The 23,622-nt window shown below is 71.3% G+C and carries 20 protein-coding genes; 7 read left to right on the plus strand and 13 right to left on the minus strand.

The window, feature by feature from the left end; translation table 11 throughout:
• The first annotated feature begins 1 nt into the window (after position 1).
• Together lpdA and sucB are read left to right on the plus strand one after the other, a co-directional pair.
• A complete protein-coding gene (gene lpdA, locus KSED_RS07995) occupies positions 2 to 1,378 on the plus strand; it encodes a dihydrolipoyl dehydrogenase (RefSeq protein WP_015779594.1) in 1,377 nt (458 codons plus the stop codon).
• Positions 1,379 to 1,492: 114 nt separating this feature from the next.
• Complete coding sequence (gene sucB / locus KSED_RS08000) at positions 1,493 to 3,394, plus strand: 2-oxoglutarate dehydrogenase, E2 component, dihydrolipoamide succinyltransferase (protein ID WP_015779595.1); 1,902 nt, start codon at positions 1,493 to 1,495, stop codon at positions 3,392 to 3,394.
• Between the two features lie 165 nt (positions 3,395 to 3,559).
• On the opposite strand, the gene KSED_RS08005 is transcribed toward sucB, so the two are convergent.
• On the minus strand, positions 3,560 to 4,885 hold the full coding sequence (locus KSED_RS08005) for a serine/threonine-protein kinase (protein WP_015779596.1): 1,326 nt from the start codon (positions 4,883 to 4,885) through the stop codon (positions 3,560 to 3,562).
• Between the two features lie 66 nt (positions 4,886 to 4,951).
• Here KSED_RS08005 and lipB point away from each other — a divergent pair, with 66 nt between their 5' ends.
• The 3 genes from lipB to KSED_RS08025 all read left to right on the plus strand — a co-directional run bounded on the left by lipB (position 4,952) and on the right by KSED_RS08025 (position 7,612).
• Complete coding sequence (gene lipB / locus KSED_RS08015; RefSeq protein WP_015779597.1) at positions 4,952 to 5,656, plus strand: lipoyl(octanoyl) transferase LipB; 705 nt, start codon at positions 4,952 to 4,954, stop codon at positions 5,654 to 5,656.
• 112 nt (positions 5,657 to 5,768) lie between these two features.
• Positions 5,769 to 6,791: a lipoyl synthase gene (lipA, locus tag KSED_RS08020; RefSeq protein WP_015779598.1), complete on the plus strand. Its 1,023-nt coding sequence runs from the start codon at positions 5,769 to 5,771 to the stop codon at positions 6,789 to 6,791.
• Between the two features lie 47 nt (positions 6,792 to 6,838).
• Positions 6,839 to 7,612, plus strand: coding sequence for a DUF4191 domain-containing protein (locus tag KSED_RS08025; RefSeq protein ID WP_015779599.1), 774 nt, complete (start codon positions 6,839 to 6,841; stop codon positions 7,610 to 7,612).
• 133 nt (positions 7,613 to 7,745) lie between these two features.
• On the opposite strand, the gene KSED_RS08030 is transcribed toward KSED_RS08025, so the two are convergent.
• On the minus strand, positions 7,746 to 8,222 hold the full coding sequence (locus tag KSED_RS08030) for an RDD family protein (protein WP_015779600.1): 477 nt from the start codon (positions 8,220 to 8,222) through the stop codon (positions 7,746 to 7,748).
• Positions 8,223 to 8,417: 195 nt separating this feature from the next.
• Here KSED_RS08030 and glnA point away from each other — a divergent pair, with 195 nt between their 5' ends.
• Entirely contained in the window at positions 8,418 to 9,842 is a 1,425-nt protein-coding gene (gene glnA / locus KSED_RS08035; RefSeq protein ID WP_015779601.1) for a type I glutamate--ammonia ligase, read from the plus strand.
• Between the two features lie 130 nt (positions 9,843 to 9,972).
• Here the strand turns inward: glnA and KSED_RS13690 are convergent, their stop codons facing one another.
• The gene (locus KSED_RS13690) at positions 9,973 to 11,259 is read right to left on the minus strand and encodes a PqqD family protein (protein WP_015779602.1); all 1,287 of its coding nucleotides are present in this window, start codon (positions 11,257 to 11,259) and stop codon (positions 9,973 to 9,975) included.
• Positions 11,256 to 13,436 carry a S9 family peptidase gene (locus tag KSED_RS08045; RefSeq protein ID WP_015779603.1) on the minus strand — a complete coding sequence of 727 codons (2,181 nt, stop codon included), beginning with the start codon at positions 13,434 to 13,436 and terminating at the stop codon, positions 11,256 to 11,258. The genes KSED_RS13690 and KSED_RS08045 overlap by 4 nt, the downstream gene beginning before the upstream one ends.
• Positions 13,437 to 13,479: 43 nt before the next feature.
• Between KSED_RS08045 and KSED_RS08050 the strand changes: the two genes are divergently transcribed.
• Positions 13,480 to 13,791: a cupin domain-containing protein gene (locus KSED_RS08050; RefSeq protein WP_015779604.1), complete on the plus strand. Its 312-nt coding sequence runs from the start codon at positions 13,480 to 13,482 to the stop codon at positions 13,789 to 13,791.
• A 91-nt stretch (positions 13,792 to 13,882) separates the two neighbouring features.
• On the opposite strand, the gene dnaE is transcribed toward KSED_RS08050, so the two are convergent.
• The 9 genes from dnaE to KSED_RS08095 all read right to left on the minus strand — a co-directional run bounded on the left by dnaE (position 13,883) and on the right by KSED_RS08095 (position 23,450).
• Complete coding sequence (dnaE, locus tag KSED_RS08055) at positions 13,883 to 17,434, minus strand: DNA polymerase III subunit alpha (RefSeq protein ID WP_015779605.1); 3,552 nt, start codon at positions 17,432 to 17,434, stop codon at positions 13,883 to 13,885.
• A gap of 62 nt (positions 17,435 to 17,496) precedes the next feature.
• Positions 17,497 to 18,426 (minus strand): RluA family pseudouridine synthase, encoded by a 930-nt coding sequence (locus tag KSED_RS08060; RefSeq protein ID WP_015779606.1) that lies wholly within the window; start codon positions 18,424 to 18,426, stop codon positions 17,497 to 17,499.
• Complete coding sequence (gene lspA / locus KSED_RS08065; RefSeq protein WP_015779607.1) at positions 18,423 to 19,046, minus strand: signal peptidase II; 624 nt, start codon at positions 19,044 to 19,046, stop codon at positions 18,423 to 18,425. The genes KSED_RS08060 and lspA overlap by 4 nt, the downstream gene beginning before the upstream one ends.
• Complete coding sequence (locus KSED_RS15330) at positions 19,019 to 19,729, minus strand: TraR/DksA family transcriptional regulator (protein ID WP_015779608.1); 711 nt, start codon at positions 19,727 to 19,729, stop codon at positions 19,019 to 19,021. Before KSED_RS15330 ends, lspA begins: the two co-directional genes overlap by 28 nt.
• A 208-nt stretch (positions 19,730 to 19,937) precedes the next feature.
• Positions 19,938 to 20,744: a DivIVA domain-containing protein gene (locus KSED_RS08075; protein ID WP_015779609.1), complete on the minus strand. Its 807-nt coding sequence runs from the start codon at positions 20,742 to 20,744 to the stop codon at positions 19,938 to 19,940.
• A 97-nt stretch (positions 20,745 to 20,841) separates the two neighbouring features.
• Positions 20,842 to 21,129, minus strand: a complete 288-nt coding sequence (locus tag KSED_RS08080) for a YggT family protein (protein ID WP_015779610.1) — start codon at positions 21,127 to 21,129, stop codon at positions 20,842 to 20,844.
• Between the two features lie 3 nt (positions 21,130 to 21,132).
• Positions 21,133 to 21,705 carry a cell division protein SepF gene (locus KSED_RS08085; RefSeq protein ID WP_015779611.1) on the minus strand — a complete coding sequence of 191 codons (573 nt, stop codon included), beginning with the start codon at positions 21,703 to 21,705 and terminating at the stop codon, positions 21,133 to 21,135.
• Positions 21,706 to 21,822: 117 nt separating this feature from the next.
• On the minus strand, positions 21,823 to 22,602 hold the full coding sequence (locus tag KSED_RS08090; protein ID WP_237699515.1) for a YggS family pyridoxal phosphate-dependent enzyme: 780 nt from the start codon (positions 22,600 to 22,602) through the stop codon (positions 21,823 to 21,825).
• Complete coding sequence (locus KSED_RS08095) at positions 22,599 to 23,450, minus strand: purine nucleoside phosphorylase YfiH/LACC1 family protein (protein WP_015779613.1); 852 nt, start codon at positions 23,448 to 23,450, stop codon at positions 22,599 to 22,601. The genes KSED_RS08090 and KSED_RS08095 overlap by 4 nt, the downstream gene beginning before the upstream one ends.
• Between the last annotated feature and the right edge of the window lie 172 nt (positions 23,451 to 23,622).

Here is a 23,622-nt window from a genome sequence, read left to right on the forward strand (position 1 = left end):
CATGCCCAGCAGCACGCCCACCCACGACCTCGTGATCCTCGGCGGCGGAAGCGGTGGTTACGCCGCGGCCCTGCGCGCCGCGGAGCTGGGCCTGACGGTCGCGCTGGTCGAGAAGGGCAAGCTGGGCGGCACCTGCCTGCACTCGGGCTGCGTCCCCACCAAGGCGCTGCTGCACGCCGCCGAGGTGGCCGACAGCACGCGTGAGAGCGACACCTTCGGCGTCAACGCGACCTTCGAGGGCATCGACATGGGCCGGGTGAACTCCTACAAGGAGGGCATCATCGGCCGCCTGCACAAGGGGCTGCAGGGCCTGGTGAAGTCCCGCAAGGTCGAGTACGTCGAGGGCGAGGGGCGCCTGACCGCCCCGAACACGGTCACCGTGGGCGACCGCGAGCTCGTGGGCAAGGACGTGGTGCTGGCCACCGGCTCCCGCCCGAAGCTCATCCCCGGCCTGGAGGTCGGCGGCCGGGTCATGACCTCCGAGCAGGCCCTGCAGCTGGACACCGTGCCGGAGTCCGTGGTGGTGCTCGGCGGCGGCGTGATCGGCGTCGAGTTTGCCAGCGTCTACACCAGCTTCGGCGCCAAGGTCACGGTCGTGGAGGGGCTCGACCGCATCGTGCCCGCCGAGGACGAGGCCGTGAGCAAGACCCTGAACCGGGCCTTCCGCAAGCGCAAGATCGACGTGCGCACGGGGGTCAGGTTCCAGTCGGTGGACAACCGCGAGGACGGCGTCACCGTCACGCTCGAGGACGGCACCGAGCTCGAGGCCGACATGCTGCTGGTCGCCATCGGCCGTGGCCCCGTCACCGAGGACATGGGCTTCGAGGAGGCCGGGGTCACCCTGGACCGCGGCTTCGTGACCGTGGACGAGAAGCTGCGCACCTCCGTGGACCACGTGTGGGCGGTCGGCGACATCGTCCCCGGTCTGCAGCTCGCCCACCGCGGCTTCGCGCAGGGTATCTTCGTGGCCGAGACGATCGCCGGACTGGACCCGACCCCCATCGACGAGTCCGGGATCCCCCGCGTCACCTACTGCGACCCGGAGATCGCCTCGGTCGGCCTCACGGAGGCCGCGGCGAAGGAGAAGTACGGCGAGGTCGAGTCCGTCGAGTACAACCTGGGCGGCAACGGCAAGAGCCAGATCCTGGGGACCCAGGGCTTCGTGAAGCTGGTGCGCCGCACCGACGGCCCCGTCGTGGGCATCCACATGGTGGGCGCCCGCATCGGCGAGCAGGTCGGCGAGGCCCAGCTCATCTACAACTGGGAGGCCATGCCCGAGGAGGTCGCGGCCCTCATCCACGCCCACCCCACCCAGAACGAGGCCCTGGGCGAGGCCCACCTGGCCCTGGCCGGCAAGCCGCTGCACGCACACAACTGAGACGAGCACGGAGCGGCGGTCGCGCCCCGGGTAGTGCGCGACCGTCGAGACCGTGGACAATGGGCCCGCAAGGGCTGGCAATGACCGCTCAACGATCTACCGAGGAGACAGGGAATGTCTGAAAAGGTGACGATGCCGGAGCTCGGCGAGTCCGTGACCGAGGGCACGGTGACCCGCTGGCTGAAGGGCGTTGGTGACGAGGTTGCGGTCGACGAGCCGCTGCTCGAGGTCTCCACCGACAAGGTGGACACCGAGATCCCCTCCCCGGTGGCGGGAGTGCTGCAGGAGATCCTCGCCGAGGAGGACGACACGGTCGAGGTCGGTGGCGACCTGGCCGTCATCGGCGACGACGAGGGTGGCTCGTCCGACGACTCGGGTGACTCCGAGGAGGACAGCGAGCCCGCCGAGGACGAGAAGGCCGAGGAGGAGCCCGCGCAGGACGAGGAGTCCGAGGAGCCGGCGCAGGACGAGGAGGCCCAGGACGACTCCGCGGACGAGAAGCCGAAGAAGTCCTCCGGTGGTGGCGGCGGCGAGGGCCAGACCGTCACGATGCCGGAGCTCGGCGAGTCCGTGACCGAGGGCACCGTCACCCGCTGGCTGAAGGAGGAGGGCGACGAGGTCGAGGTCGACGAGCCCCTGCTCGAGGTCTCCACCGACAAGGTCGACACCGAGATCCCCTCCCCCTACGCGGGTGTGCTGTCCAAGATCATCGCCGGCGAGGACGAGACCATCGAGGTCGGCGGCGAGCTCGGTGTGATCGGTGGCGAGGCCGGCGGTGACGACGCGGGCGACTCCGAGGACGAGAAGCCGAAGGAGGAGGAGAAGGCCGAGGAGAAGGCCGCCGACTCCTCCGAGGACGACTCGATGGAGGCCGGGACCGCCGAGGAGGTGGCCGCCGGCGCCGACCAGGGTGGCGACGCCGACGCGAAGGGCGAGCAGGAGAAGTCCGAGAAGCCCGCCAAGGAAGAGCCGAAGAAGGAGGAGAAGCCCGCCAAGGACCAGAAGTCCGAGGACAAGGACTCCTCCGGTTCCGACACCTACGTGACCCCCTTGGTGCGCAAGCTGGCCAAGCAGCACGGCGTGGACCTCTCCAGCCTGGAGGGTTCCGGCGTGGGTGGCCGCATCCGCAAGCAGGACGTGCTGGCCGCTGCCGAGGGCAAGGACTCCGCAAAGGCCGAGGAGCCCGCCGCCGAGGAGAAGCCCGCTGCGGAGAAGGCGTCCGCCGAGGGCAAGGACTCCGCGAAGTCCGGGTCCAAGGACTCCGGCGCTCCGGCGAAGTCCTCCGGTGGGGCCCTGGAGGGCCTGCAGGCCAAGCGCGGCACCACCGAGAAGATGAGCCGGCTGCGCAAGGTCATCGCCCAGCGCATGATGGAGTCGCTGCAGGTCTCGGCGCAGCTCACCACCGTGGTCGAGGTGGACGTCACCAAGATCGCCCGACTGCGTGACCGCACGAAGAAGGACTTCCAGGCGCGCGAGGGCGTGAAGCTCTCTTTCCTGCCCTTCTTCGCGCAGGCCGCCATCGAGGCGCTCAAGGAGCACCCGACGGTGAACGCCAGCCTGGAGGGCGACGAGATCATCTACCACGCCCAGGAGAACCTGGGTATGGCCGTCGACACCGAGAAGGGCCTGCTGGTCCCGGTCATCAAGGACGCCGGTTCGCTGAACATCGCCGGCATCGCCCGCAAGATCGACGACCTGGCCACCCGCACCCGCGACAACAAGGTGGGCCCGGACGAGCTGAGCGGCGCGACCTTCACGCTGACCAACACCGGTTCGCGCGGGGCGCTGTTCGACACGCCGATCATCAACCAACCGAACGTGGCGATCCTCGGCACCGGTGCCGTGGTGAAGCGTCCGGTCGTGGTGAGCGACGAGGACGGCCTGGAGACCATCGCCATTCGCTCGATGGTGTACCTGGCCCTGTCCTACGACCACCGCATCGTGGACGGCGCCGACGCCGCGCGCTTCCTGGGCACCATGAAGGAGCGTCTGGAGAGCGGTCAGTTCGACGTCTGATCACCGGCACCGCCGCGGCGGTTCCCCCTTGCACCCAGGGGCCCCTCACGTTCACGCGTGAGGGGCCCCTGGCCGTGTCCCGGGCCCGCCCGATGGGGTGACCCCGCCCGGGCACCGAGGGTCGCCCCGTCACCCCACAGCACCCGCAGCACCCACGCCGACCGGTCACCCGTCGGTCGGCGCGTCCTCGGCCGCGGAGAGCACCGTCCAGTCCACGAGCCGGCCCGCTCCGGCGCCATCGGCTGCCTCCAGCACCAGGCGCACGGGCACCGGGTCGCCGTCGGAGCCCTGGGCGACCGATGCGGTGAGCACCAGCCCGGACGTCCCCTTCCCCGGCACCGCCTGTAGGTCCGACACCCGGTAGCTCGGGAGCTCGACCTCCCCGCCACCGGGGCCGGTGGCACTGTCCCGCTCCCAGGCCGGGCTGCCGGGGACGACTGCCTCGGCCAGCGCCTCCTCGTCACCCTCGGCCCACGCGGCGGCGCGCGCGTCCAGCAGCGCCTCGACGTCCTCGGCGGCAGGCATCGGCCCTGCGGCCTGCGAGGGGCCCTGGCCGTCCTCGGTGGCCCCCGGCGAGGGCGGGGGCGATGTGGACGGGGGTGACGAGGACTCCGCGGCCGACGGGATGGCCTGCTCCCCGGCTGCCACGCTCCCTTCCGCGGCGGGCACCTGCGCCGCCACCGGCTCCGGAGCCGGAGCCGGAGCCGGGCGCCCCGCCCACCAGAGGCTGCCGGTCAGCAGCAGCGCCGCCGCCCCCACGGCCAGCAACCGCCCGCGCCGACGCCCCGCGCCCTGCAGCCCGCGTCGAGGCGGTTCGGCCGCCGCCGCCCGCAACGACTCCCGGAGGGCCGCAATCCGCTGGGCGTCCTGGTCCCCTGCGACGTCCTGCCCCTCGCGGTCCCCGGGGCCGTCCACCACGGGCAGGGGGTCGGTGGGCGGTTCCGGCCCCGCCTCCGGCCCCTCGCCCTCGATCACCTCGCCGGTGGCAACCCCTCCCTCCTCCACGTGTTCGTGCTTGCCCTTGCCCTCGTGTGCGTGCTCGTCCTCGTCCTCGTCCTCGTCTTGGTGCTCGACGAGTTCCTCGGTGGCACAGACGACGAAGGCCGTCACCGACGGCCGGGCGCCGGGGTTCTCCCGCAGGGACCGCTGCACCGCGACCACCACGGCCCCGGGCACCTCCCACTCCACGGACCGCACCACCTGTTCCGTGGTGGCAGCGAACTCGTACGCATCGCTCTGCACGGTGGGGGCGTCGCCATCGACCACCTCCGGCGGCTCCACCAGCCAGGGGTCCCGCCCGGCCGCGTCGGCCGGGCACAGGCGGAAGCCGCCGTCCGCGGTCCGCTCCACCGATGCGGGACTGATGCCCCCGTGGACCGCTCCCCCGCGGTGGAGCCGCGTCAGCTCCGAGCCCACGTCGCGCAGCAGGCGCACCACCTCGCGCGGTTGCGGCCTCCACCCGTCCTGCAGCAGTTCGTCCAGTCGTGCCATGACCGCAGCCTGACCCAGCAGGCGACCTCCGTGTCGTGCGCCGTCCACAGGCGTACCCTCGGGGGCATGCGTTGTGAGCACCTGGGACTCGTACCGGACACCGTGGACTACATGGAGGGCTGGGAGCTGCAGAAGCAGGTCCACCAGCAGGTCGCCGACGGCGGGGAGGACACGGTGCTGCTCTTGGAGCACACCGCGGTCTACACCGCCGGCAAGCGCACCGAGCCGCACGAGCGCCCGCTCGATGGCACCCCCGTGGTCGACGTCGACCGCGGCGGCAAGATCACCTGGCACGGCCCCGGTCAGCTGACCGGCTACCCCATCGTCCGCCTGGCCGACCCGGTGGACGTGGTGGCCCACGTGCGGCGGCTGGAGGACGTCCTGATCCGCACGGTGGCCGAGTACGGCATCGAGGCCACCCGGGTGGAGGGGCGCAGTGGTGCGTGGGTGCTGGGTGACCCGGGCTCCCCGGACCCCGCCGTGCGCCAGGACCGCAAGATCGGCGCCATCGGCATCCGCGTCAGCCGCGACGTCACCATGCACGGCTTCGCCCTGAACGTCGACTGCACGCTGGGGTGGGCCGACGGCATCGTCCCCTGCGGCATCGCCGATGCGGGGGTGACCACCCTGGCCATCGAGCTCGAGCGCGCCGGGCGGGCCCCCGTGACGGTCCGGGACGTGCTCCCGGCGGTGGAGCGCCACCTGCACGAGGTGCTGGGCGCCGTCGAGGTGGCACGGACCGCGACCCCCGCCGAGGCCGCCACCGCCTGAGCCCCGCCCGCAGACCGGCTCGGCCGGCCCGCGGCGTATCCTTGAGCACTGGCCGGGCGCCACCCCGCACGCGGGGGCCCGGGACACCATCGTCAACGCAGGGAGTCGTGAAGTGACCATCGCCCCCGAGGGTCGCCGTCTGCTGCGCGTCGAGGCGCGCAACGCCGAGACGCCGATCGAGCGCAAGCCCGAGTGGATCCGGACCACCGCCAAGATGGGACCGGAGTACCGCGAAGTGAACTCGATGGTGAAGGGCCAGGGCCTGCACACCGTGTGCCAGGAGGCCGGCTGTCCCAACATCTTTGAGTGCTGGGAGGACCGCGAGGCCACCTTCCTCATCGGTGGTGACACCTGCACCCGCCGCTGCGACTTCTGCGACATCGCCACCGGCAAGCCCCAGGCGCTGGACCCGATGGAGCCGCTGAAGGTCGCGAACTCCGTGGCCCAGATGGGGCTGCGCTACGCCACCGTCACCGGTGTGGCCCGCGACGACATGCCCGATGGCGCCGCCACCCTGTACGCCGACACGATCCGCGCCATCCACGAGCGCAACCCGAACACGGGCGTGGAGATCCTGCCGCCGGACTTCGGTGCCAAGCCCGAACTCGTCCAGAAGGTGTTCGACGCCCGCCCCGAGGTGTTCGCCCACAACTTGGAGACGGTGCCGCGCATCTTCCGCCAGATCCGCCCGGCCTTCACCTACGAGAAGTCCCTCAAGGTCATCTCCATGGCCAAGGAGGACGGTCTGCTCACGAAGTCGAACCTCATCCTGGGCATGGGCGAGGACGACGAGGAGATCCGCCAGGCGATGCGGGACCTGCGCGACGCCGGGTGCGACATCCTGACGATCACGCAGTACCTGCGGCCCTCGAAGCTGCACCACCCCATCGACCGGTGGGTGAAGCCCGAGGAGTTCGTCGCCCACAGCGAGTACGGTGAGTCCCTGGGCATGAGCATCATGGCCGGACCGCTGGTGCGCTCTTCCTACCGTGCGGGACGCCTCTGGGCCCAGACCATGAAGAAGCTGGGCCGCGAGATCCCGGAGCACCTCTCCCACCTGGGTGAGGCCGCCGACGACGGCGCCCGCCAGGAGGCCCGCACGCTCGTGGAGAAGCGTCTGAGCGCGTCCGCCTGACGGCCCCCTCCCCCTCCGAACCCACAGACCGAGGAACCAGTCCCCGCATGGCGAAGAACAAGACCACCCCCGCCGGCAAGAAGGCGAAGGCCGACAAGCCGAAGCTGACCAGCCGCATGAAGAAGACCCTGTCGCAGATCGGCGAGGTCTACCGCATGACGGCCCGGGCGAACCCGAACACCCCGTGGCTGATGCTGGCGGTCTTCCTGGGCGTCATGGTGCTGTTCGGCGTCCTCGGCCTGCTGTTCGACCTCTTCGTCTACTTCATGGTGCTCGGACTGCCGATCGCCCTGGTGGCGGTGACCTTCACCCTGGGCCGGCTGGCGCAGAAGGCGGCCTACACCCAGGTGGAGGGCCAGCCCGGTCAGGGTGGCGCCGTGCTGCAGGCCCTCGGTCGCAGCTGGTGGTACGAGCAGGAGCCCGTGGCGGCCGAGATGCCTCGCCGTGCGCGCTCGATGCAGGACATGAGCGCCGCCGCCATGGTCTTCCGCGGCGTGAGCCGTCGAGGGGTCCTGCTGGTGGCCGAGGGGCCCAAGAACGCTGCGCAGCGCATGCTCACCGCGCAGGAGAAACACGTGCACCGCATCGTCGGCCCCGAGGTCCCCGTGGCCACCTACCTGGTGGGCTCCGGTGACGACCGCACGCCGATGAGCCAGGTCATCCGCGAGGTGAAGAAGCTGCCCAAGCAGATCACGACGGCCGAGGCCGAGGCCGTGCACCGCCGCTTGACGGCAATGGGGGGCCTGAAGCAACAGGCGGGCCTGCCCAAGGGCATCGACCCACAGCGGATGCGTACCGCCAAGCGCTCCACGATGCGCTGAGGCGAACCAGCGCACGACGAAGGACGCCCTCCCCGGATCCTCCGGCGGGGGGCGTCCTTCGTCGTGTCGGGCCGTCGCGGCGGGGTCGGGTCGCGATGCGGGACGGGGGCGCCCCGGGCCGGGGCGGTCCGGCTCAGCGGCCGCGGACGATGGCGGTGCGGCGCGGCCAGTCGTGCATGGCGCGCAGGTCGCGGTCCCAGATCAGCGCGGGGATCGCCAACCCGATGAGCAGGGAGCGGGAGATCGCATCGAACAGGGTGACCGGCCGGTCGTCCAGACGGATCACCTGCAGGCCCATCACCTTGTGGCCCAGGGTGGAGCCGAGGGTGGCCACCAGGACGATGTTCTCGAGCACGAAGATGCCCAGGGTGACCAGTTGTCCGGTCCCGCCGGCCTGGAGGTCACCCCAGGTGGCCGCGGTGATGGCCAGGCAGGCGAACCAGTCGATGAACAGGGCCACCAGCCGCCGCATCAGCGGGGCGATGGAACCCGGGCCCTGCGCGGGCAAACCGAGGCGCTGCCCCGGGTGGTCCTGGTCCGGGGGCCGCTGATCCTCCGGCAGTGCCGCACGGGGTCCGCTGAGCCACGAGCCGATCTCACGTCTGTCCACGCGCACAGGGTACGGAGGGGCCCGCGGGCCGCGGCGCGCACCCCATCGAGGAGTCAGGACCCGACACGTAACCAGCCCGTAACACGCAGGTGACGCCTCGGCAAAGCCCGATCGATAGTGTGGGGGAGTCTCCTCGTCATCGACGGTCCCGACCACACGATGGCGGCCACATCTCGCTCCCAGGAGGGCACCGACGTGTTCACCAGCCCGCAAGAGGTCATCGACTACATCCGCGACGAGGAGGTGGAGTTCCTCGACATCCGCTTCTGCGACCTCCCCGGGGTGATGCAGCACTTCAACGTGCCGGCCTCCACGGTCGACGCCGAGGCCCTGGCCACCGGCCAGATGTTCGACGGCTCCTCCATCCGCGGCTTCCAGGCCATCCACGAGTCCGACATGAAGCTGCTGCCGGACGTGGCCACCGCCTACATCGACCCCTTCCGTGACGCCAAGACGCTGGTGATGAACTACTCCATCGTCGACCCCTTCACCGACGAGCCCTACGGCCGTGACCCGCGCACCATCGCCAAGCGCGCCGAGGAGTACCTGAAGACCACCGGCATCGCCGACACCGTCTTCATCGGCGCCGAGGCCGAGTTCCACGTGCTCGACGACGTCCGGTTCGAGACCAAGCCCGGCAGCGCCTTCTACGCCGTGGACGCCGAGGCCGCCGCCTGGAACACCGGCGAGGAGGAGCTCGGGGGCAACCAGGGCTACAAGGTGGGCACCAAGGGTGGGTACTTCCCGGTCTTCCCGACCGACCACTACACCGACCTGCGCGACCGCATCTGCAAGAACCTCGATGCGGTGGGCCTCGAGGTCGAGCGCAGCCACCACGAGGTGGGCTCGGCCGGCCAGCAGGAGATCAACTACAAGTTCAACACGCTGCTGCACGCCGGCGACGACATGATGAAGTTCAAGTACGTCGTCAAGGGCACCGCGTGGGAGGACGGCCGCTCGGCCACCTTCATGCCCAAGCCGGTGATGGGTGACAACGGGTCGGGCATGCACACCCACCAGAGCCTGTGGAAGGACGGCGAGCCGCTGTTCCACGACGAGAACGGCTACGCCCAGCTCTCGGACACGGCGCGCTGGTACATCGGTGGCCTGCTCAAGCACGCCCCGGCCCTGCTGGCCTTCACGAACCCGACCATCAACTCGTTCCGCCGCCTAGTGCCCGGCTACGAGGCCCCGGTGAACCTGGTGTACTCGGCGCGGAACCGCTCAGCCTGCATCCGCATCCCGATCACCGGCTCGTCCCCCAAGGCCAAGCGCGTGGAGTTCCGCGTGCCGGACCCGTCGTCCAACCCCTACCTGTGCTTCGCCGCGCAGCTGATGGCCGGCATCGACGGCATCCGCAACCGCATCGAGCCGCCGGAGCCGGTGGACAAGGACCTTTACGAGCTGCCGCCGGAGGAGCAGGACGCCATCGCCCAGCTGCCGTTCTCGCTCGACGACGCGCTCCTTGCGCTCGAGGCCGACCACGACTTCCTCACCGAGGGTGACGTGTTCACCGAGGACCTGATCGCCGCGTGGGTGGACTACAAGCGGACCCACGAGATCGAGCCGATGCGTCTGCGCCCGAACCCGTACGAGTACGAGCTGTACTTCCACATCTGATCCGGATCCCCTGGGGAACAGCACTTCTCCCCCACGGTGCCGGCATCAGGCCGCCCGTTGTCCGCACCCGCGGACAGCAGGCGGTCGTGCGTCCGGGGTGCGCCAGCCGGGGTGAGCCCGGCCGGCGCCCTCAGACCACCCGCACCAGGCCCTGGGACCGCAGGGAAGCCAGGGCCTCGGCAGTGATCGCCGGAGCGTCGGGGTGCTCCCCGAAGGCCTCCACCAGCGCCTCCTGCAACTCCCCGAGCGCGCGGGGCTCCGCGAGCCGCTCCCACAGCACCCGTCCCAGCGGGCCCAACTGGGTGACCTCGGATCCGGTCATCACCACGGCCTGGCCGTCGGTGGTGAGCACCGCGCTGGAGTGGTCCTCCCGCTGGCACCGGGCCGAGGGAGTCAACGCCTCGACCTCGCCCGGCTTCACGAGCACCTGGTCCCACGGCGCGCCGCCGACCAGCACGTCGGGCTCGTCGGCAGGCAGCCGTGGGCGGTGGGCCTGGCCCGCCACCCAGTCGGCGAGCAACCCCGAGGCCTGCTCGATCTCGGAGTAGACGAGCTCGACCACGCCCACCTCGCGCACCACCTGCGCAAGCCGCGCCAGTCCCCCGGGCGTGCGGCTGAGCGCCGAGGTCTGCGGCGCGAGGCGGCCCAGCGCCTCGGCGAGGTCCACCTCATCGAGCCGGGGCAGGATGCCCCCGTCCCGGGCGACCTCCTCCTCGTTGCGCAGGCGGCGCAGGAGCACCATGCCGGCCAGCACGGCCGACTCCCCGGGCTCTGCCATGCCCAGCTCGTCCGGCCCCACCTGGTGCTTGAGGTGGCCGCCGGCAGCCGGGTCGGTGACGACCGACAGGGGCTTGGCCAGCGGCTGGATGGTCAGGTCCTCCCCCACGGCCACGCACTCGTCGGTCAGGTAGCCCCACCCCTGCTGGGCCAGCACCCGGCTGGCCGTGGTCTTGCCCGTCCCCGAGGCGGCCACCAGCGCGACGGCGCGGTCCCCGCCCGCCACGGTGAGCGCGCCGGCGTGCAACATCAGGGCCTTGCCCACGTGCTCGGCGATCGACGACGAGATGACCCGGGAGGCGAATCGGTACCCGGACTGCTCGTCAGTGACGGTCAGGATCTGCTCGGGCAGCCGCGCGGGCTCGCCGGTGGCCGGGTGGGTGGCCCGCGCATCCGCTGCGTCAGCGACGCCAGCGGCGTCCACCGAGCGCGGCGCGGTCTCCCCTGCCGGCAGCAGCCGCACCACCCGAGTCGGCGCGGCCTCCGTGGCACACCGGGCCCAGAGTGCCGGGATGTCGTCCTGCATGCCCGACGCGTGGTCGACCACGGACCAGACGGTGCTCAGCACCTGCAGGCGGGCGATCTCCCGACCCTCCTCCCCGTCCTGGCCAGCGCGGGGAGCCGCGCCGGTGGTGGTCACCGATCGACCCCGATGTGGGTGAGCAGGAAGGCCAGCTCGAGCGCCCGGTCGCGCCAGGCGTCGTAGCGCCCGGAGCGCCCGCCGTGGCCCGCCACCATCTCGGTGCGCAGCAGCACGGGCCGCTCGATGGGGTCGTTCGTCGCCCGGGAGCGCACCATCTGCACCCACTTGGTCGGCTCCCCGCAGCCCACACGGGTGTCGTTGAGGCTGGTGGTCGCCAGCATCGCCGGGTACTGCTCCGCACGCACGTTCTCGTACGGCGTGTAGGCGGCCATGCCCTCGTAGACCTGCGGGTCCGCCAGCGGGTTGCCCCACTCGGTCCACTCCCCCACCGTCAGCGGCAGCTCCGGGTTCAGGATGGTGGTCAGTGCGTCCACAAAGGGCACGGCCAGGTGGGCCGCCCGGTACAGGTCCGGCTCCAGGTTGATCGCCGCACCGAGCAGCAGACCCCCGGCCGACCCACCCTCGACGGCGAGGCGCCCCGCATCGACCCACCCGGCATCGATGAGGGCGTGCGCGCACGCGTTGAGGTCGGTGAAGCTGTTGGCCTTGTGCTCCATGCGACCGCTCTCGTACCAGGCGCGCCCCATCTCGCCACCGCCGCGCACGTGGGCGATGGCGAAGACGACGCCCCGGTCGAGCAGGGACAGTCGGCTGATGCGGAAGTCCGGGTCGCTGGAGACCTCGTAGGCCCCGTAGCCGGTGAGCAGCCCGGGTGCGGTGCCGTCGGGCTCGAGGTCGCTGCGGCGCACCACCGAGATGGGGATGCGGGTGTCGTCGGCCGCGGTGGCCCAGAGCCGCTCCTGGGTGTAGGCGCCGGGGTCGTACCCGCCGAGGACGGGCTGCTGGCGCAGCACCGTGGGTGCGGGCAGCGGGCCACCGGCCAGGAGCGGCGCCAGGTCGTACTCGCTGGTGGTCGGCGGGGTGATCAGGGACTCGGTGACCACCTGCAGCGTGGTGGCGGTGAACTCCGGGTTCGCGCCGGCGCCGATGCTGTAGAGCGCCTCGTCGGGGGCCACGTCCACCGCGGCGCCCAGGGTCAGGCCGCCAGCGTCGTCGGTCGGGGGGGCCCCGCCGGCGTCCACCCCGCGGGGCAGCACGCGCAGGCCCGTGAGCCCGTCGCGGCGCAGGGTCACCAGCGCGAAGTGCTCGAACAGCTCGCAGCCGAGCAGGCGCTCGCCGTCGGCCGGTGGGGTGACCTGCCGCCAGTGCTCGAGCCCCGGCGCGTCGACCGTGGCGGTGGCGAGCTCCCCCTCGGGGGTGTTCACGGTGTGCACCAGCAGGAGGTCCTCACCGGCCACGTCGACGTCGTACTCCAAGCGGTCGCGGCGCGGCTGCACAACCCGCGGCTGGCTGGTGGGGTCGGTGGCGTCCACCAGCCACCACTCGCTGGAGTCCGAGGACGCCTTGCCGATGAGCACCCAGCGCTCGTCGCCCGAGGAGTCCAGCCCCATCCACCAGGCCTCGTCGGTCTCGGTGTGCAGCAGCTCGTCGGTGTCCGGGTCGGCGCCGATGGTGTGGCGCCACACCTCGTGGGGGCGCCAGGACTCGTCGACGCGCACGTAGAACAACTGGCTGGCGTCGTGGCTGAAACACAGGCCGTAGCCGACCCCGGTGATCGACTCGTCGATGCGCTCGCCGGTCGCCAGGTCCACCACGGTGACGTCGAACCGTTCGTCGCCGGTGGTGTCGGTCGCGAAGGCCAGCCGGGCGTCGTCGCGGCTGACGGTGAAACCGCCCAGGGAGAAGAAGGTGGAGTCCCCGGCCTCTGCGTTGCCGTCGAGCAGGACCTGTTCGCCCGCTGGGACGTTTCCCGCATCGAGCCGGGGGCGGTCCGCGGCGTACTCGCCCGTGGCCGCCACCCGGGCGTGGATCGGGTACTGCTGGCCCTCCACGGTGCGCGTGTAGTACCACCACTGACCGTGGCGGGCGGGCACCGAGACGTCGGTCTGCTGGGTGCGGCCGGCGATCTCACCGTAGAGGGTCTCCCGCAGGGGCGCCTGGTCGGCGAGCTGCTCGTCGGTCCAGGCGTTTTCCGCCTCCAGGTGGGCCACCACCTGGGGGTCCTCGGTGTCGCGCAACCACTCCCACGGGTCGGTGAAGACCTGGCCGTGGTGCTCGCGGACGAGGGGGCGGCGGGGTGCGACCGGGGGCTGGGAGGGGATGCTGGCAGACATGGGCTCACCCTACGGTCACGCGGCGGGGAACTATCGTGGGGTCATGCGCTTCCTCACCGCCTCCGAGTACACCGCAGACCGCGCCTGGGGCGCCCAGGACCTCACCGTGGTGGAGGGCGCCTCGGTGCGCCTGCACTGGACCGACGAACCCTACGTCTGGCACGTGAACGACGGCACCGAGGTGTTCGTCGTGCTCGACGGCACCGTGGACATGCACTACCGCGCCGACGGGGTCGAGCACACCGAGCGCCTCGCCCCGGGGCGCATCTGCGTGGCCGAGGCGGGCGACGAGCACGTGGCCCATCCCCAGGGCCCGGCCCGCATCCTCGTGGTGGAGAAGCAGGGGTCCCTCTGAGGGCCGGCGAGCCCACGCGGTGAGCAGCACCCACGGGGGGTGTAGCCCCAGCGTGTCCTGGTGTCTCCCTCACGGAGACCTCAGGACACGCTCAGGCCACCGGCAGGCAGTTCGGGCCCAGGAGCTGCTTGAGGTCACCGAAGAGGGAGTTGCTCGCCTCCACGCGGAGGCTGTCCTCCACCCGCATGACCACGCGCCGACCGGGCTGGGTGAGGTGGATCTGCACCTCGGTGGGCCCGGGGTGGTCCGAGAGCACGTTGCGCAGCTTGCCGACCACCGCGTCGGTGGTCTGGTTCATGGCCATGTGGATCATCACCGGGCCCCGGGGTCCGTCGTCGAGGTCCGGCAGGCGCAGGTCGCTGGCGAAGATCGACACCGCATCGTCCCCGCGCTTCACGCGCCCGCTGACCACGCAGACGACGTCCTGCGTCAGCATCGTGGAGACGGTCATGTAGGTGCGCGCGAAGAACAGGCACTCGATGGACCCCTCGAGGTCCTCCACCGTCGCGATCGCCCACAGTTCACCCCGCTTGTTACGCTTGGTGACCACCTGCGTGATCAGCCCGGCGATGGTGACCTCCGCCCCGTCAGGCCGGCCGTCCTCGGAGTTCAGGTGGGCGATGCTGGTGTCGCTCGCCCGGCTCAGGGCGTGCTCGATGCCGAACAGCGGGTGGTCCGAGACGTACAAACCCAGCATCTCCCGCTCGAAGGCCAGCAGGGTCTGCTTGTCCCACTCCAGGTCCGGGATCGCGGGCATGCCGCCGATGCTGGAGGCGTCGTCGCCGCCGTCCCCCATCAGCGAGGCGAACAGCGACTCCTGGCCGCGCTCCTGCTCCTTCTTCTCCCCCACCAGCGCGTCGACGTAGGCCTCGTGCACGGTCGCCAGGGCCTGCCGCTGGTGGCCCAGGTCGTCGAACGCCCCGGCCTTGATGAGGGAGTCGATGGTGCGCTTGTTGCACACCACCGCAGGGCACTTGCGCAGGAAGTCCTCGAAGGAGGTGAACTTCCCCTTCTCCTCGCGCGTGGCCACGATGGCGCGCACCACGTTGCCGCCGACGTTGCGGATGGCCTCCAGCCCGAAGCGGATGTCCTGCCCGACGGCCGCGAAGTTCGCGATGGACTCGTTGACGTCCGGCGGGAGCACCTTGATGCCCATGCGGCGGCACTCCCCCAGGTAGAGCGCGGACTTGTCCTTGTCGTCGCGCACGCTGGTGAGCAGGGCGGCCATGTACTCGGCCCGGTAGTTGGCCTTGAGGTAGGCCGTCCAGTAGGAGACCACGCCGTAGGCCGCGGTGTGGGCCTTGTTGAACGCGTAGTCGCTGAAGGGCAGCAGGATGCCCCAGAGCGTCTCCACCGCGTCCTTGGAGTAGCCGTTGGCGAGCATGCCGGCCTCGAAGTTCACGTACTCGGCGTCCAGCACCTCCTTCTTCTTCTTGCCCATCGCGCGACGCAGCAGGTCGGCGTTGCCGAGCGTGTACCCGGCCAGCTTCTGCGCGATCTCCATGACCTGCTCCTGGTAGATGATCAGCCCGTAGGTCATCTTCAGGATCGGTTCGAGCGCCTCGGTGAGCTCCGGGTGGATGTAGTCCACCGGCTGCTTGCCGTTCTTGCGCAGCGCGAAGTTGGTGTGGGCGTTGGCCCCCATCGGGCCGGGGCGGTACAGCGCGAGGGCGGCGGAGATGTCCTCGAAGTTGTCCGGCTGCATGAGCCGCAGCAGCGAGCGCATGCCGCCGCCGTCGAGCTGGAACACACCGAGGGTGTCACCGCGCGCCAGCAGCTTGTAGGCCGCCGGGTCGGTCATGTCCTTGCTCAGGGCATCGAGGTCGATCGTCTCCTCGCGGTTCATCTCGATGTTGGCGATCGCGTCATCGAGGATCGTGAGGTTGCGCAGGCCCAGGAAGTCCATCTTGACCAGGCCGAGCGTCTCGCAGCTGGGGTAGTCGAACTGCGTGATGATCTGGCCGTCGGCCTCGCGCCGCATGATCGGGATGAGGTCGATGAGGGGCTCGCTGGCCATGATGACGCCGGCCGCGTGTACCCCCCACTGGCGCTTCAGCCCCTCCAGCCCCACCGCGGTGTCGAACACCTCGCGGGCCTCGGGGTCGTTGGCGTGCAGCTCGCGGAAGTCGATGGCCTCGGCGTAGCGCGGGTGCTTCTCGTCGAAGATCCCCGACAGCGGGATGTCCTTGCCCATCACCGCCGGGGGCATGGCCTTGGTGAGCTTCTCCCCGGTGGCGAACGGGAAGCCCATCACGCGGGAGGCGTCCTTCAGGGCCTGCTTGGCCTTGATGGTGCCGTAGGTGACGATCATGGCCACGCGGTCGCTGCCGTACTTCTCGGTGACGTACTTGATGACCTCGGGGCGACGGCGTTCGTCGAAGTCGACGTCGAAGTCCGGCATCGAGGCGCGCTCGGGGTTGAGGAAGCGCTCGAAGATCAGTCCGTGCGGGATGGGGTCGAGGTCGGTGATCCCCATCGCGTACGCGCACATGGACCCCGCACCCGAGCCACGGCCCGGCCCGACCCGGATGCCGTTCTCCTTGGCCCAGTTGATGAAGTCCGCGACCACCAGGAAGTACCCCGGGTACCCCTTGTTGATGATGACGTCCTGCTCGTAGGCGGCCTGCTTCAGCGCGTAGTCCGGCACCCCCTCGGGGAAGCGACGGGCCAGCCCGGTCTGCACCTCGGAGATGAACCAGCTGGTCTCGTCGTGGCCGTCGGGGCAGGGGAAGCGCGGCATGTACCGGCCCTCGCCCTCGGTGAACTCGACGTTGCACCGCTCGGCGATGAGCAGCGTGTTGTCGCAGGCCTCGGGCACCTCGCGCCACAGGTGGCGCATCTCAGCGGCCGACTTCAGGTAGAACTCGTCGCTGTCGAACTTGAACCGGTTGGGGTCCATCAGCGTCGACCCGGACTGCACGCACAGCAGGGCACCGTGGGCCTTGGCGTCCTCCTTGTGCGTGTAGTGCAGGTCGTTGGTGGCCACCAGCGGCAGGTCGAGTTCCTTGGCGAGCTTCAGCAGGTCGGCCCGGACCTGGCGCTCGATGTCGAGCCCGTGGTCCATCAGCTCGCAGAAGAAGTTGTCCTTGCCGAAGATGTCCCGGAACTCGGCCGCGGCCTCCTTGGCCTTGTCGTACTGCCCCAGCCGCAGCCGGGTCTGCACCTCACCGGACGGGCACCCCGTGGTGGCGATGATCCCCTTGCCGTAGCGGTCCAACAGCTCGCGGTCCATGCGCGGCTTGAAGTAGAAGCCCTCGATGGAGGCCAGCGAGGACGCCCGGAAGAGGTTGTGCATGCCCTCGGTGGTCTCGGCCCACATCGTCATGTGGGTGTAGGCGCCCGAACCGGAGACGTCGTTGCGGCCCCCGTCGCCGAACTTCACCCGCGTCTTGTCCGTGCGGTGGGTGCCGGGGGTGAGGTAGGCCTCCACACCGACGATCGGCTTGGTCTCGAACTTCCGCGACTTCGACCAGAACTCGTAGGCCCCGAAGACCGACCCGTGGTCGGTGCTGGCGATGGCGGGCATGCCCATCTCGTCGGCGACGGTGAACATGTCGTCGATGCGCGCTGCACCGTCCAGCATCGAGTACTCGGTGTGGTTGTGCAGGTGGACGAAGTTCTCAGCAGACCCAGGCGCGCTCATCGCGGGTCATTCTAGGTCGCGCCACCGACAGCCTCGCCGACGGCCGGCTTCCCCCGCCCCGGTCAGCCGCGGAGCTGGTCGATGGCCGCCTGCAGGTCCTCGGAGTACTCGCTGGTGAAGGTCACCCACTCCCCGGAACCGGGGTGCGTGAAGCCCAGCTCCACGGCGTGCAGCCACTGCCGCACCAGGCCCAGGCGCTTGGCCAACGTCGGGTCCGCGCCGTAGGTCAGGTCACCGGCGCAGGGGTGGCCCATGGCCGAGAAGTGCACGCGGATCTGGTGGGTGCGCCCGGTTTCCAGGTGCACCTCCAGCAGCGACGCCGCCCGGTGGGCCTCGAGCAGCTCGTAGTGCGTGATGCTGGGGCGCCCGTTCGACATGACGGCGAACCGGTAGTCGTGGCCCGGGTGGCGTCCGATGGGGGCGTCGATGGTGCCCTGGAGCGGATCCGGCAGGCCCTGCACGAGCGTGTGGTAGGTCTTCTCGACCACGCGGTCCCGGAAGGCCTGCTTCAGCACGCTGTATGCGCGCTCGGACTTGGCCACCACCATGAGCCCGGAGGTGCCCACGTCGAGGCGCTGGACGATGCCCTGCCGCTCGGCCGCCCCGGAGGTGGAGATGCGGTAGCCCTCGGCGGCGAGCCCGCCGACCACGTCCGGGCCCTTCCACCCCACACTCGGGTGCGCGGCCACCCCGGCGGGCTTGTCCACGACGATGATCTCGGTGTCCTCGTGGACCACGCGCAGGCCGGGGATGGACTCGGTGCTCGGCAGCACCGGCGGCGCCTGGTTCTCCGGCGGCAGGGTCACCGTCACCAGCTCACCGGCCAGCAGGCGGTCCCCCTTGCCCAGGGCCTTGCTCCCCATGAGCACGCCCCCCTCGGCGGCGATGTCGGCCACCTTGTTGCGGGAGAGGCCCAGCAGCCGAGAGAGCCCCGCATCGACCCGCTCGCCCTCGAGGCCGTCGGGGACGACGACCGTCCGTGTGTCGCTCATGCGCGCTCCTGGGGGTTGTCGGGGGCCGCGTGGGGGGCATCGGCGGGGGCTGCGGGGGCCGCAACGGCCTCGTCCGCCGCGTCGGGATCGGTGGGTTCGATGCCGCGCAGGGCCAGCAGGACCACCAGGGCAGCCCCGCAGGTCACACCGATGTCGGCCACGTTGAACACCGGCCAGTTCGGCAGGGCCAGGAAGTCCACCACGTGCCCCCGCGCGAAGCCCGGCGCCCGGACGAGCCGGTCAACCAGGTTGCCGACCGCGCCGCCGGCGATCAGCCCCAGGGCCACGCCCCACGCGGGGCTGATGACCTGGCGGCTGAACCAGAGGATCGCCAGCGAGACCACCGTGGCCAGCACGGTGAACACCGGCGTGGCCGAGGTGCCCAGGCTGAAGGCGGCGCCGGGGTTGAACACCAGCCGGAGCTGCAGCAGCTCACCCAAGACGGGGACGGCCTCCCCCCGGTCGAGACGGGCCAGGGCCCATTCCTTGGTGACCTGGTCGACCACCACCCACACGGTGGCGAGACCCGCCACCAGGGGCAGGTGGCCCCGGCGGCGGGTCGGACGGTCGGAGGACGGGGTGTGGGGCGCGTTCAGCGCCGCTCCTGATGCTGCTTGCATGGCATGCACAGGGTCGCACGAGGGAAGGCCTGGAGCCGCATCTTGCCGATCGGCTCCGAGCACACCTCGCACTGTCCGTAGGTGCCGTCGGTGATGCGCCCCAGCGCGGTGGTGGTCTGCACCAGCAGCGCGCGGGAGTTCTCGGCCAGCGTCATCTCGTGCTGGCGCTCGCTGCTGAACGACCCGGCATCGGCCTCGTCGCCCTGGGAGTCGATGCTGCTGCTCACCAGCTCGAGCAGGTCCTGCTCGGCCAGCTCGAGCTCCTGGGTGAGGCGGCGCAGCTCGGCCTCGAGCTCGGTGCGCACCTCGCTCAGCTCCGCCTTGGACCAGGGGGCCTCGGCCTGTGCGACGACCAGGGCCTTCGGCTTGGCGGCCTTGCGACCGGTGAGCCGCTCACCCACCGTCGCCGGCGCCTTCGTGGCGGGAGCCTTCTTGGCGGCCGACTTTGCGGCCTTCTTCGGGGTCTTCGCCGCGGCCGTCTTCGCCGTGGCCTTCGTCGCCGGCGCCTTCTTGGCAGCGGGTTTCTTGGCAGCCGACTTCGATGAGGTCGTCTTCGTCGACGCCGTCTTCGACGCGGGTGCCTTGGTGGCCGGCGCCTTCTTCGCGGTGGACTTCACCGGGGCCTTCGTGGCGGTGGAAGCCGCCTTGGCCGGTGCCTTCTTGCTCGCGGTCGTCGTGGCCACCGCTTCTCCTCGGTTCGTCGAACACCGGCCCCGGCGCCCCTCGACAGGGGACTGCGGACGGCCTGTGACTGTGCGTGGCGTTCCCTCGCGGAACGATTGCGGGAACCATAGGCTCTTCTCGACGTGAGACAAAGCACACACCCGCTTTGTGCCCAAATCGTCACCTGCTGTTCGACCGGAGTTCACTCACGCAGGAAAGCGGAACCCGTCACCCCCAGAGGGAGCTTGCTCCCGAGCGACCTCTGGGCTGGCCCGCGTTGCGCTCCGGGGGGGCGGCCAGGAAGCGCCGCTGCTCGGCGGCCCACGCGGCGAACTCGTCGGCGCGCGATCGGAGCATGGCGTCGGACTCGGCCAGGCGCTCCCGCGCGTCCGCGATGCGCTGCTCGAGCTCCGCCAGCCTCCGTTCGACGTGCTGCTCGCGCGAGCGGGCCGACTCCTCGGCGGCCCACACGTGCTCGTCGTGCAGGCGCTGCGCGGCAGCCAACAGCTCTCCGGCCTGCGCCCCCTCGTCACCGGCCGCCTCCACCCGGTCGGCAGCGCTCGTGAGACCCGCCACGCGCTCCTTCACCCGCTCCAGCGCGGCCTCGGCCTCCGTCTGCTCACGGCGCGCCTGCTCGATGCGGTGGTGCGCGTCGAACTCCGCGCTCTCCGCCGCGTGCATGGCCGCCATGATCCGCTGGTCGGCCTCCTGCCGGACCTGCTCGGCCGAACCGGCGGGCGCAGCCGGACCGCCGGCCGGGACGAAGCCGTCGTCCGCCGTGGCCCGCCCCATCGACCCCGTCGTCGGCGGCGCGTGGGTGATCGGCTCCACCGGCCCCTCCCAGCCCCCGGCGAACTCCGGCGCCTCGCTCTGCCCGTGCAGCCGGTCGCGCAGCGACTCGTTCTCCGCGATGAGGCGACGCAGCTCCACCTGCACGCCGTCCAAGAAGTCGTTGACCTGACTCTTCTCGTACCCGGGGCGCAGCCGGGTCTCGTCGAACTCGTGCTCGAACAGGTCATCAGGGTTCAGGGGCATCCTCGTCCTCTCGCGTCACCGTCACCCTCGAGTCTGCCACGCACGACGGCCCCGCCCGGGCGGGGCGGGGCCGTCGTGTGGACGAGCAGGAGGACGGTCAGCCGAGGGGGTTGACGATCCCCATCAGGATCAGCGTGCCGATGGCCAGCACCAGGAACCCGACGTCGAGCTGGATCCCCCCGAGGTTCAGCGGCGGGATCAGCCGGCGCAGCCCCTTCAGGGGCGGGTCGGTGACCGTGAAGACGCCCTCGGCGAGCACCAGGGCCGGACCCGAGGGGCGCCAGGAGGGGGCGAACGACTGCACCCAGTCGAAGATCATCCGGACCAGCAGGGCCCAGAAGAACAGGAACAGCGCCAGGTGGAGGACGGCGAGGAGGACGACCACGGGTCAGTCGGAGCTGTTCTGGCCGGGGTTCTGGCCGGTCGGGTCGCCCTGCCCGCCTTCGGAGGACACGCCCTCCGGAGACAGCAGGAAGACCTTGTTCGTGATGCGGTCGATCGAGCCGTACAGGCCGAAGACCAGACCGGCGGCGAAGTCCACCAGGCGCTTGGCGTCACCATCGGACAGGTCGGTCAGGTTCATGATCACCGGCACGCCCTCGCGGAAACTCTCACCGATGAGCTTGGCCTCGTTGAAGGTGGCCGGGTGGATGGTCGTGATGCGGTGGATGCCGCCCATGGGAACTCCTGCGGATCGACGGGACTCGGGACGCGGCGTCACGGCGCGCTCACGCCGGTCCGCAGGGACGGGGGCCACGGCACGGCCGCGCTCCTCGCGGGGGCTGCGCGCGTCATCGTCGTCGAGGCGGTGCGCGCCGCTCTCCTCCCGACCGGGGGCCCTGCGCGGGTCACGGTCCGCCTCGTCGCGGTCGACCTCGTCGTCGTAGGCGTCGTAGCGGTCGCGCTCGTCGATCTCGGCGAAGCCCAACAGCTCCATCGTCTTGTTGAAGACACCGGCCATGTGTCGCTCCTAGCTCCCGGCTGGTCCTGACGGGCAATCGTGGGAAGTTCCGGCACGCCGCCCCCGAGGATCGACCTCCGGGGAGGCATCGGGGTCGGTCGGCGTGGTGGGGCAAGGCTAGCCCAGCGGCGGACGTGCCCCCATGATTGCCGACCCCACCCGCACGTGTGTCGCACCGGCGGCGACGGCGGCCTCCAGGTCCCCGCTCATGCCCGCCGACAGCATCGTGGCGCCCGGGTGCTCGGCCAGCACCGCGGCGTGCACCCGGGCCAGCTCGGCGAAGGCCCGGGCGGGCTCCACCTGGGGCGGGGCGACCGTCATCAGCCCGGCGAGGTCCAGCCGCTCGGACCGGTCCACCGCCGCGCACAGTTCCGGCAGGTCGTCGGGGTGGGCCCCACCACGTCCGGCGTCGGGCTCGCCACCCTCGACCACGGGGTCCAGGTCCACCTGCACGCACACGGCGAGGCGTCGGCCGTGCCGCTGCGCCCCGCGGTCCAGGGCACCCACCAGCTTGAGCCGGTCCACCGAGTGCACCAGGTCGGCGTAGCCCGCCACCGAGCCGGCCTTCTTGCTCTGCACCTGCCCGATGAAGTGCATCCGCACCGCCTCGGCCACGCCCCGCTCCCCCGCCGGCAGGTGGTCGGGCCACGCGGCGGCCTTCGCCGCGGCCTCCTGGTCGCGGTTCTCCCCCACGTCCCGGACCCCGAGGCGCACCAGCCGGGCGAGGTCCTCGGCCCCGAAGAACTTCGTGACCACCACCAGGGTGACCTCCTCGGGCGACCGCCCGGCCCGGCCACAGGCCTCCTCGATGCGGGCGAGCGTCGCCTGCAGCCCGTCGGCCAGCTCCGCGGTGCGCGCGTCGGCGTCCTCGGGCAGGGTCACCGCATCGGACCTCACGACAGGCCCCCCGAGGTCGGCGGCACCAGGCGGACCGCGCCGGCCAGCCGGCCGGTGCTGCCGTCACGGCGGTAGCTGAAGAGGTCCTCGTCCTCCAGGGTGCACCCGCGGACCCACTCACGCAGCGAGACCCCGAGGCGGGACAGCTGCTCCACCACCCCGGCGGCGACGTCGATGCTGGGGGTCCCCCAGGAGGTCCGGCCGACGGACACCGGCTCCCGTCGCTCGGCGTCGTCACGCGTCTCGGCCGGCACCTCGTAGCAGCGGCTGCACACCGACGGGCCGACGACGGCCTCGAGCCGTTGGGCCCCCCGCGCTCGCAGCTCCTGGACGGTGCGCTCCACGACCCCCGCGAGCATGCCCGGGCGCCCAGCGTGGACGACGGCACACAGACCTCGCTCACGGTCCACCAGGAGGGTCGGGGTGCAGTCGGCCACCACCACGAGGCCGGCTCCGGGCTCGAGGCCCGCCGCGTGGCGCTCGGCCGCATCGACCACCAGGCCGTCGGACTCGGGGAGCACGTGCGAACCGGCCGGGGTGTGACTGGCCGACTCGGCGTCCACCACTCGGACCGAGGCCCCGTGCACCTGGTTCATCCAGTGCAGGTCGTCCAGCCCCACGCCGAGACCCCGGGCCAGGGCCCTCCGGTGCGCGGCGACGCGCCCCGCATCGTCGCCGACGTGGTCGCCCAGATTGAAGCCGGCCATGCCGCCCTCCCCCGGGAAGTGGTCCACAGCCCGGCGGGTGAAGAGCCACTCGACCCCCCAGAGGTCATCCGCGGGGGGCAGGGACTCCTGCCACCACACGGGCGTGGCGGGGGCGTGGGAGGTGGATCCAGACGGGGTCACGGGGCACCTTCGGTCGTGTGCGGGGGAACTCCTCCATTGTGACCTCCTGGCCCCCCGGACACGCCGCAGACCCCTCCCGGCATGAACCGATGCGGGTTCAGCGCGGGAGGGGCCTGGGGTGGGGCGGGACGATCGGTCCCGGCCCGGGGTCAGGCGGTGCGGCTGGCGACCT

Origin of the sequence: Kytococcus sedentarius DSM 20547 (genome assembly GCF_000023925.1) — a bacterium.
In the GTDB taxonomy this organism is placed as follows: domain Bacteria; phylum Actinomycetota; class Actinomycetes; order Actinomycetales; family Dermatophilaceae; genus Kytococcus; species Kytococcus sedentarius.

Coding starts and splice junctions, on each gene's coding strand:
- lpdA (WP_015779594.1), top strand. CDS start 2: ATGCCCAGCAGCACGCCCACCCACGACCTCGTGATCCTCGGCGGCGGA.
- sucB (WP_015779595.1), top strand. CDS start 1,493: ATGTCTGAAAAGGTGACGATGCCGGAGCTCGGCGAGTCCGTGACCGAG.
- KSED_RS08005 (WP_015779596.1), bottom strand. CDS start 4,885: ATGGCACGACTGGACGAACTGCTGCAGGACGGGTGGAGGCCGCAACCG.
- lipB (WP_015779597.1), top strand. CDS start 4,952: ATGCGTTGTGAGCACCTGGGACTCGTACCGGACACCGTGGACTACATG.
- KSED_RS08025 (WP_015779599.1), top strand. CDS start 6,839: ATGGCGAAGAACAAGACCACCCCCGCCGGCAAGAAGGCGAAGGCCGAC.
- KSED_RS08045 (WP_015779603.1), bottom strand. CDS start 13,436: ATGTCTGCCAGCATCCCCTCCCAGCCCCCGGTCGCACCCCGCCGCCCC.
- KSED_RS08050 (WP_015779604.1), top strand. CDS start 13,480: ATGCGCTTCCTCACCGCCTCCGAGTACACCGCAGACCGCGCCTGGGGC.
- dnaE (WP_015779605.1), bottom strand. CDS start 17,434: ATGAGCGCGCCTGGGTCTGCTGAGAACTTCGTCCACCTGCACAACCAC.
- KSED_RS08060 (WP_015779606.1), bottom strand. CDS start 18,426: ATGAGCGACACACGGACGGTCGTCGTCCCCGACGGCCTCGAGGGCGAG.
- lspA (WP_015779607.1), bottom strand. CDS start 19,046: ATGCAAGCAGCATCAGGAGCGGCGCTGAACGCGCCCCACACCCCGTCC.
- KSED_RS08075 (WP_015779609.1), bottom strand. CDS start 20,744: ATGCCCCTGAACCCTGATGACCTGTTCGAGCACGAGTTCGACGAGACC.
- KSED_RS08085 (WP_015779611.1), bottom strand. CDS start 21,705: ATGGCCGGTGTCTTCAACAAGACGATGGAGCTGTTGGGCTTCGCCGAG.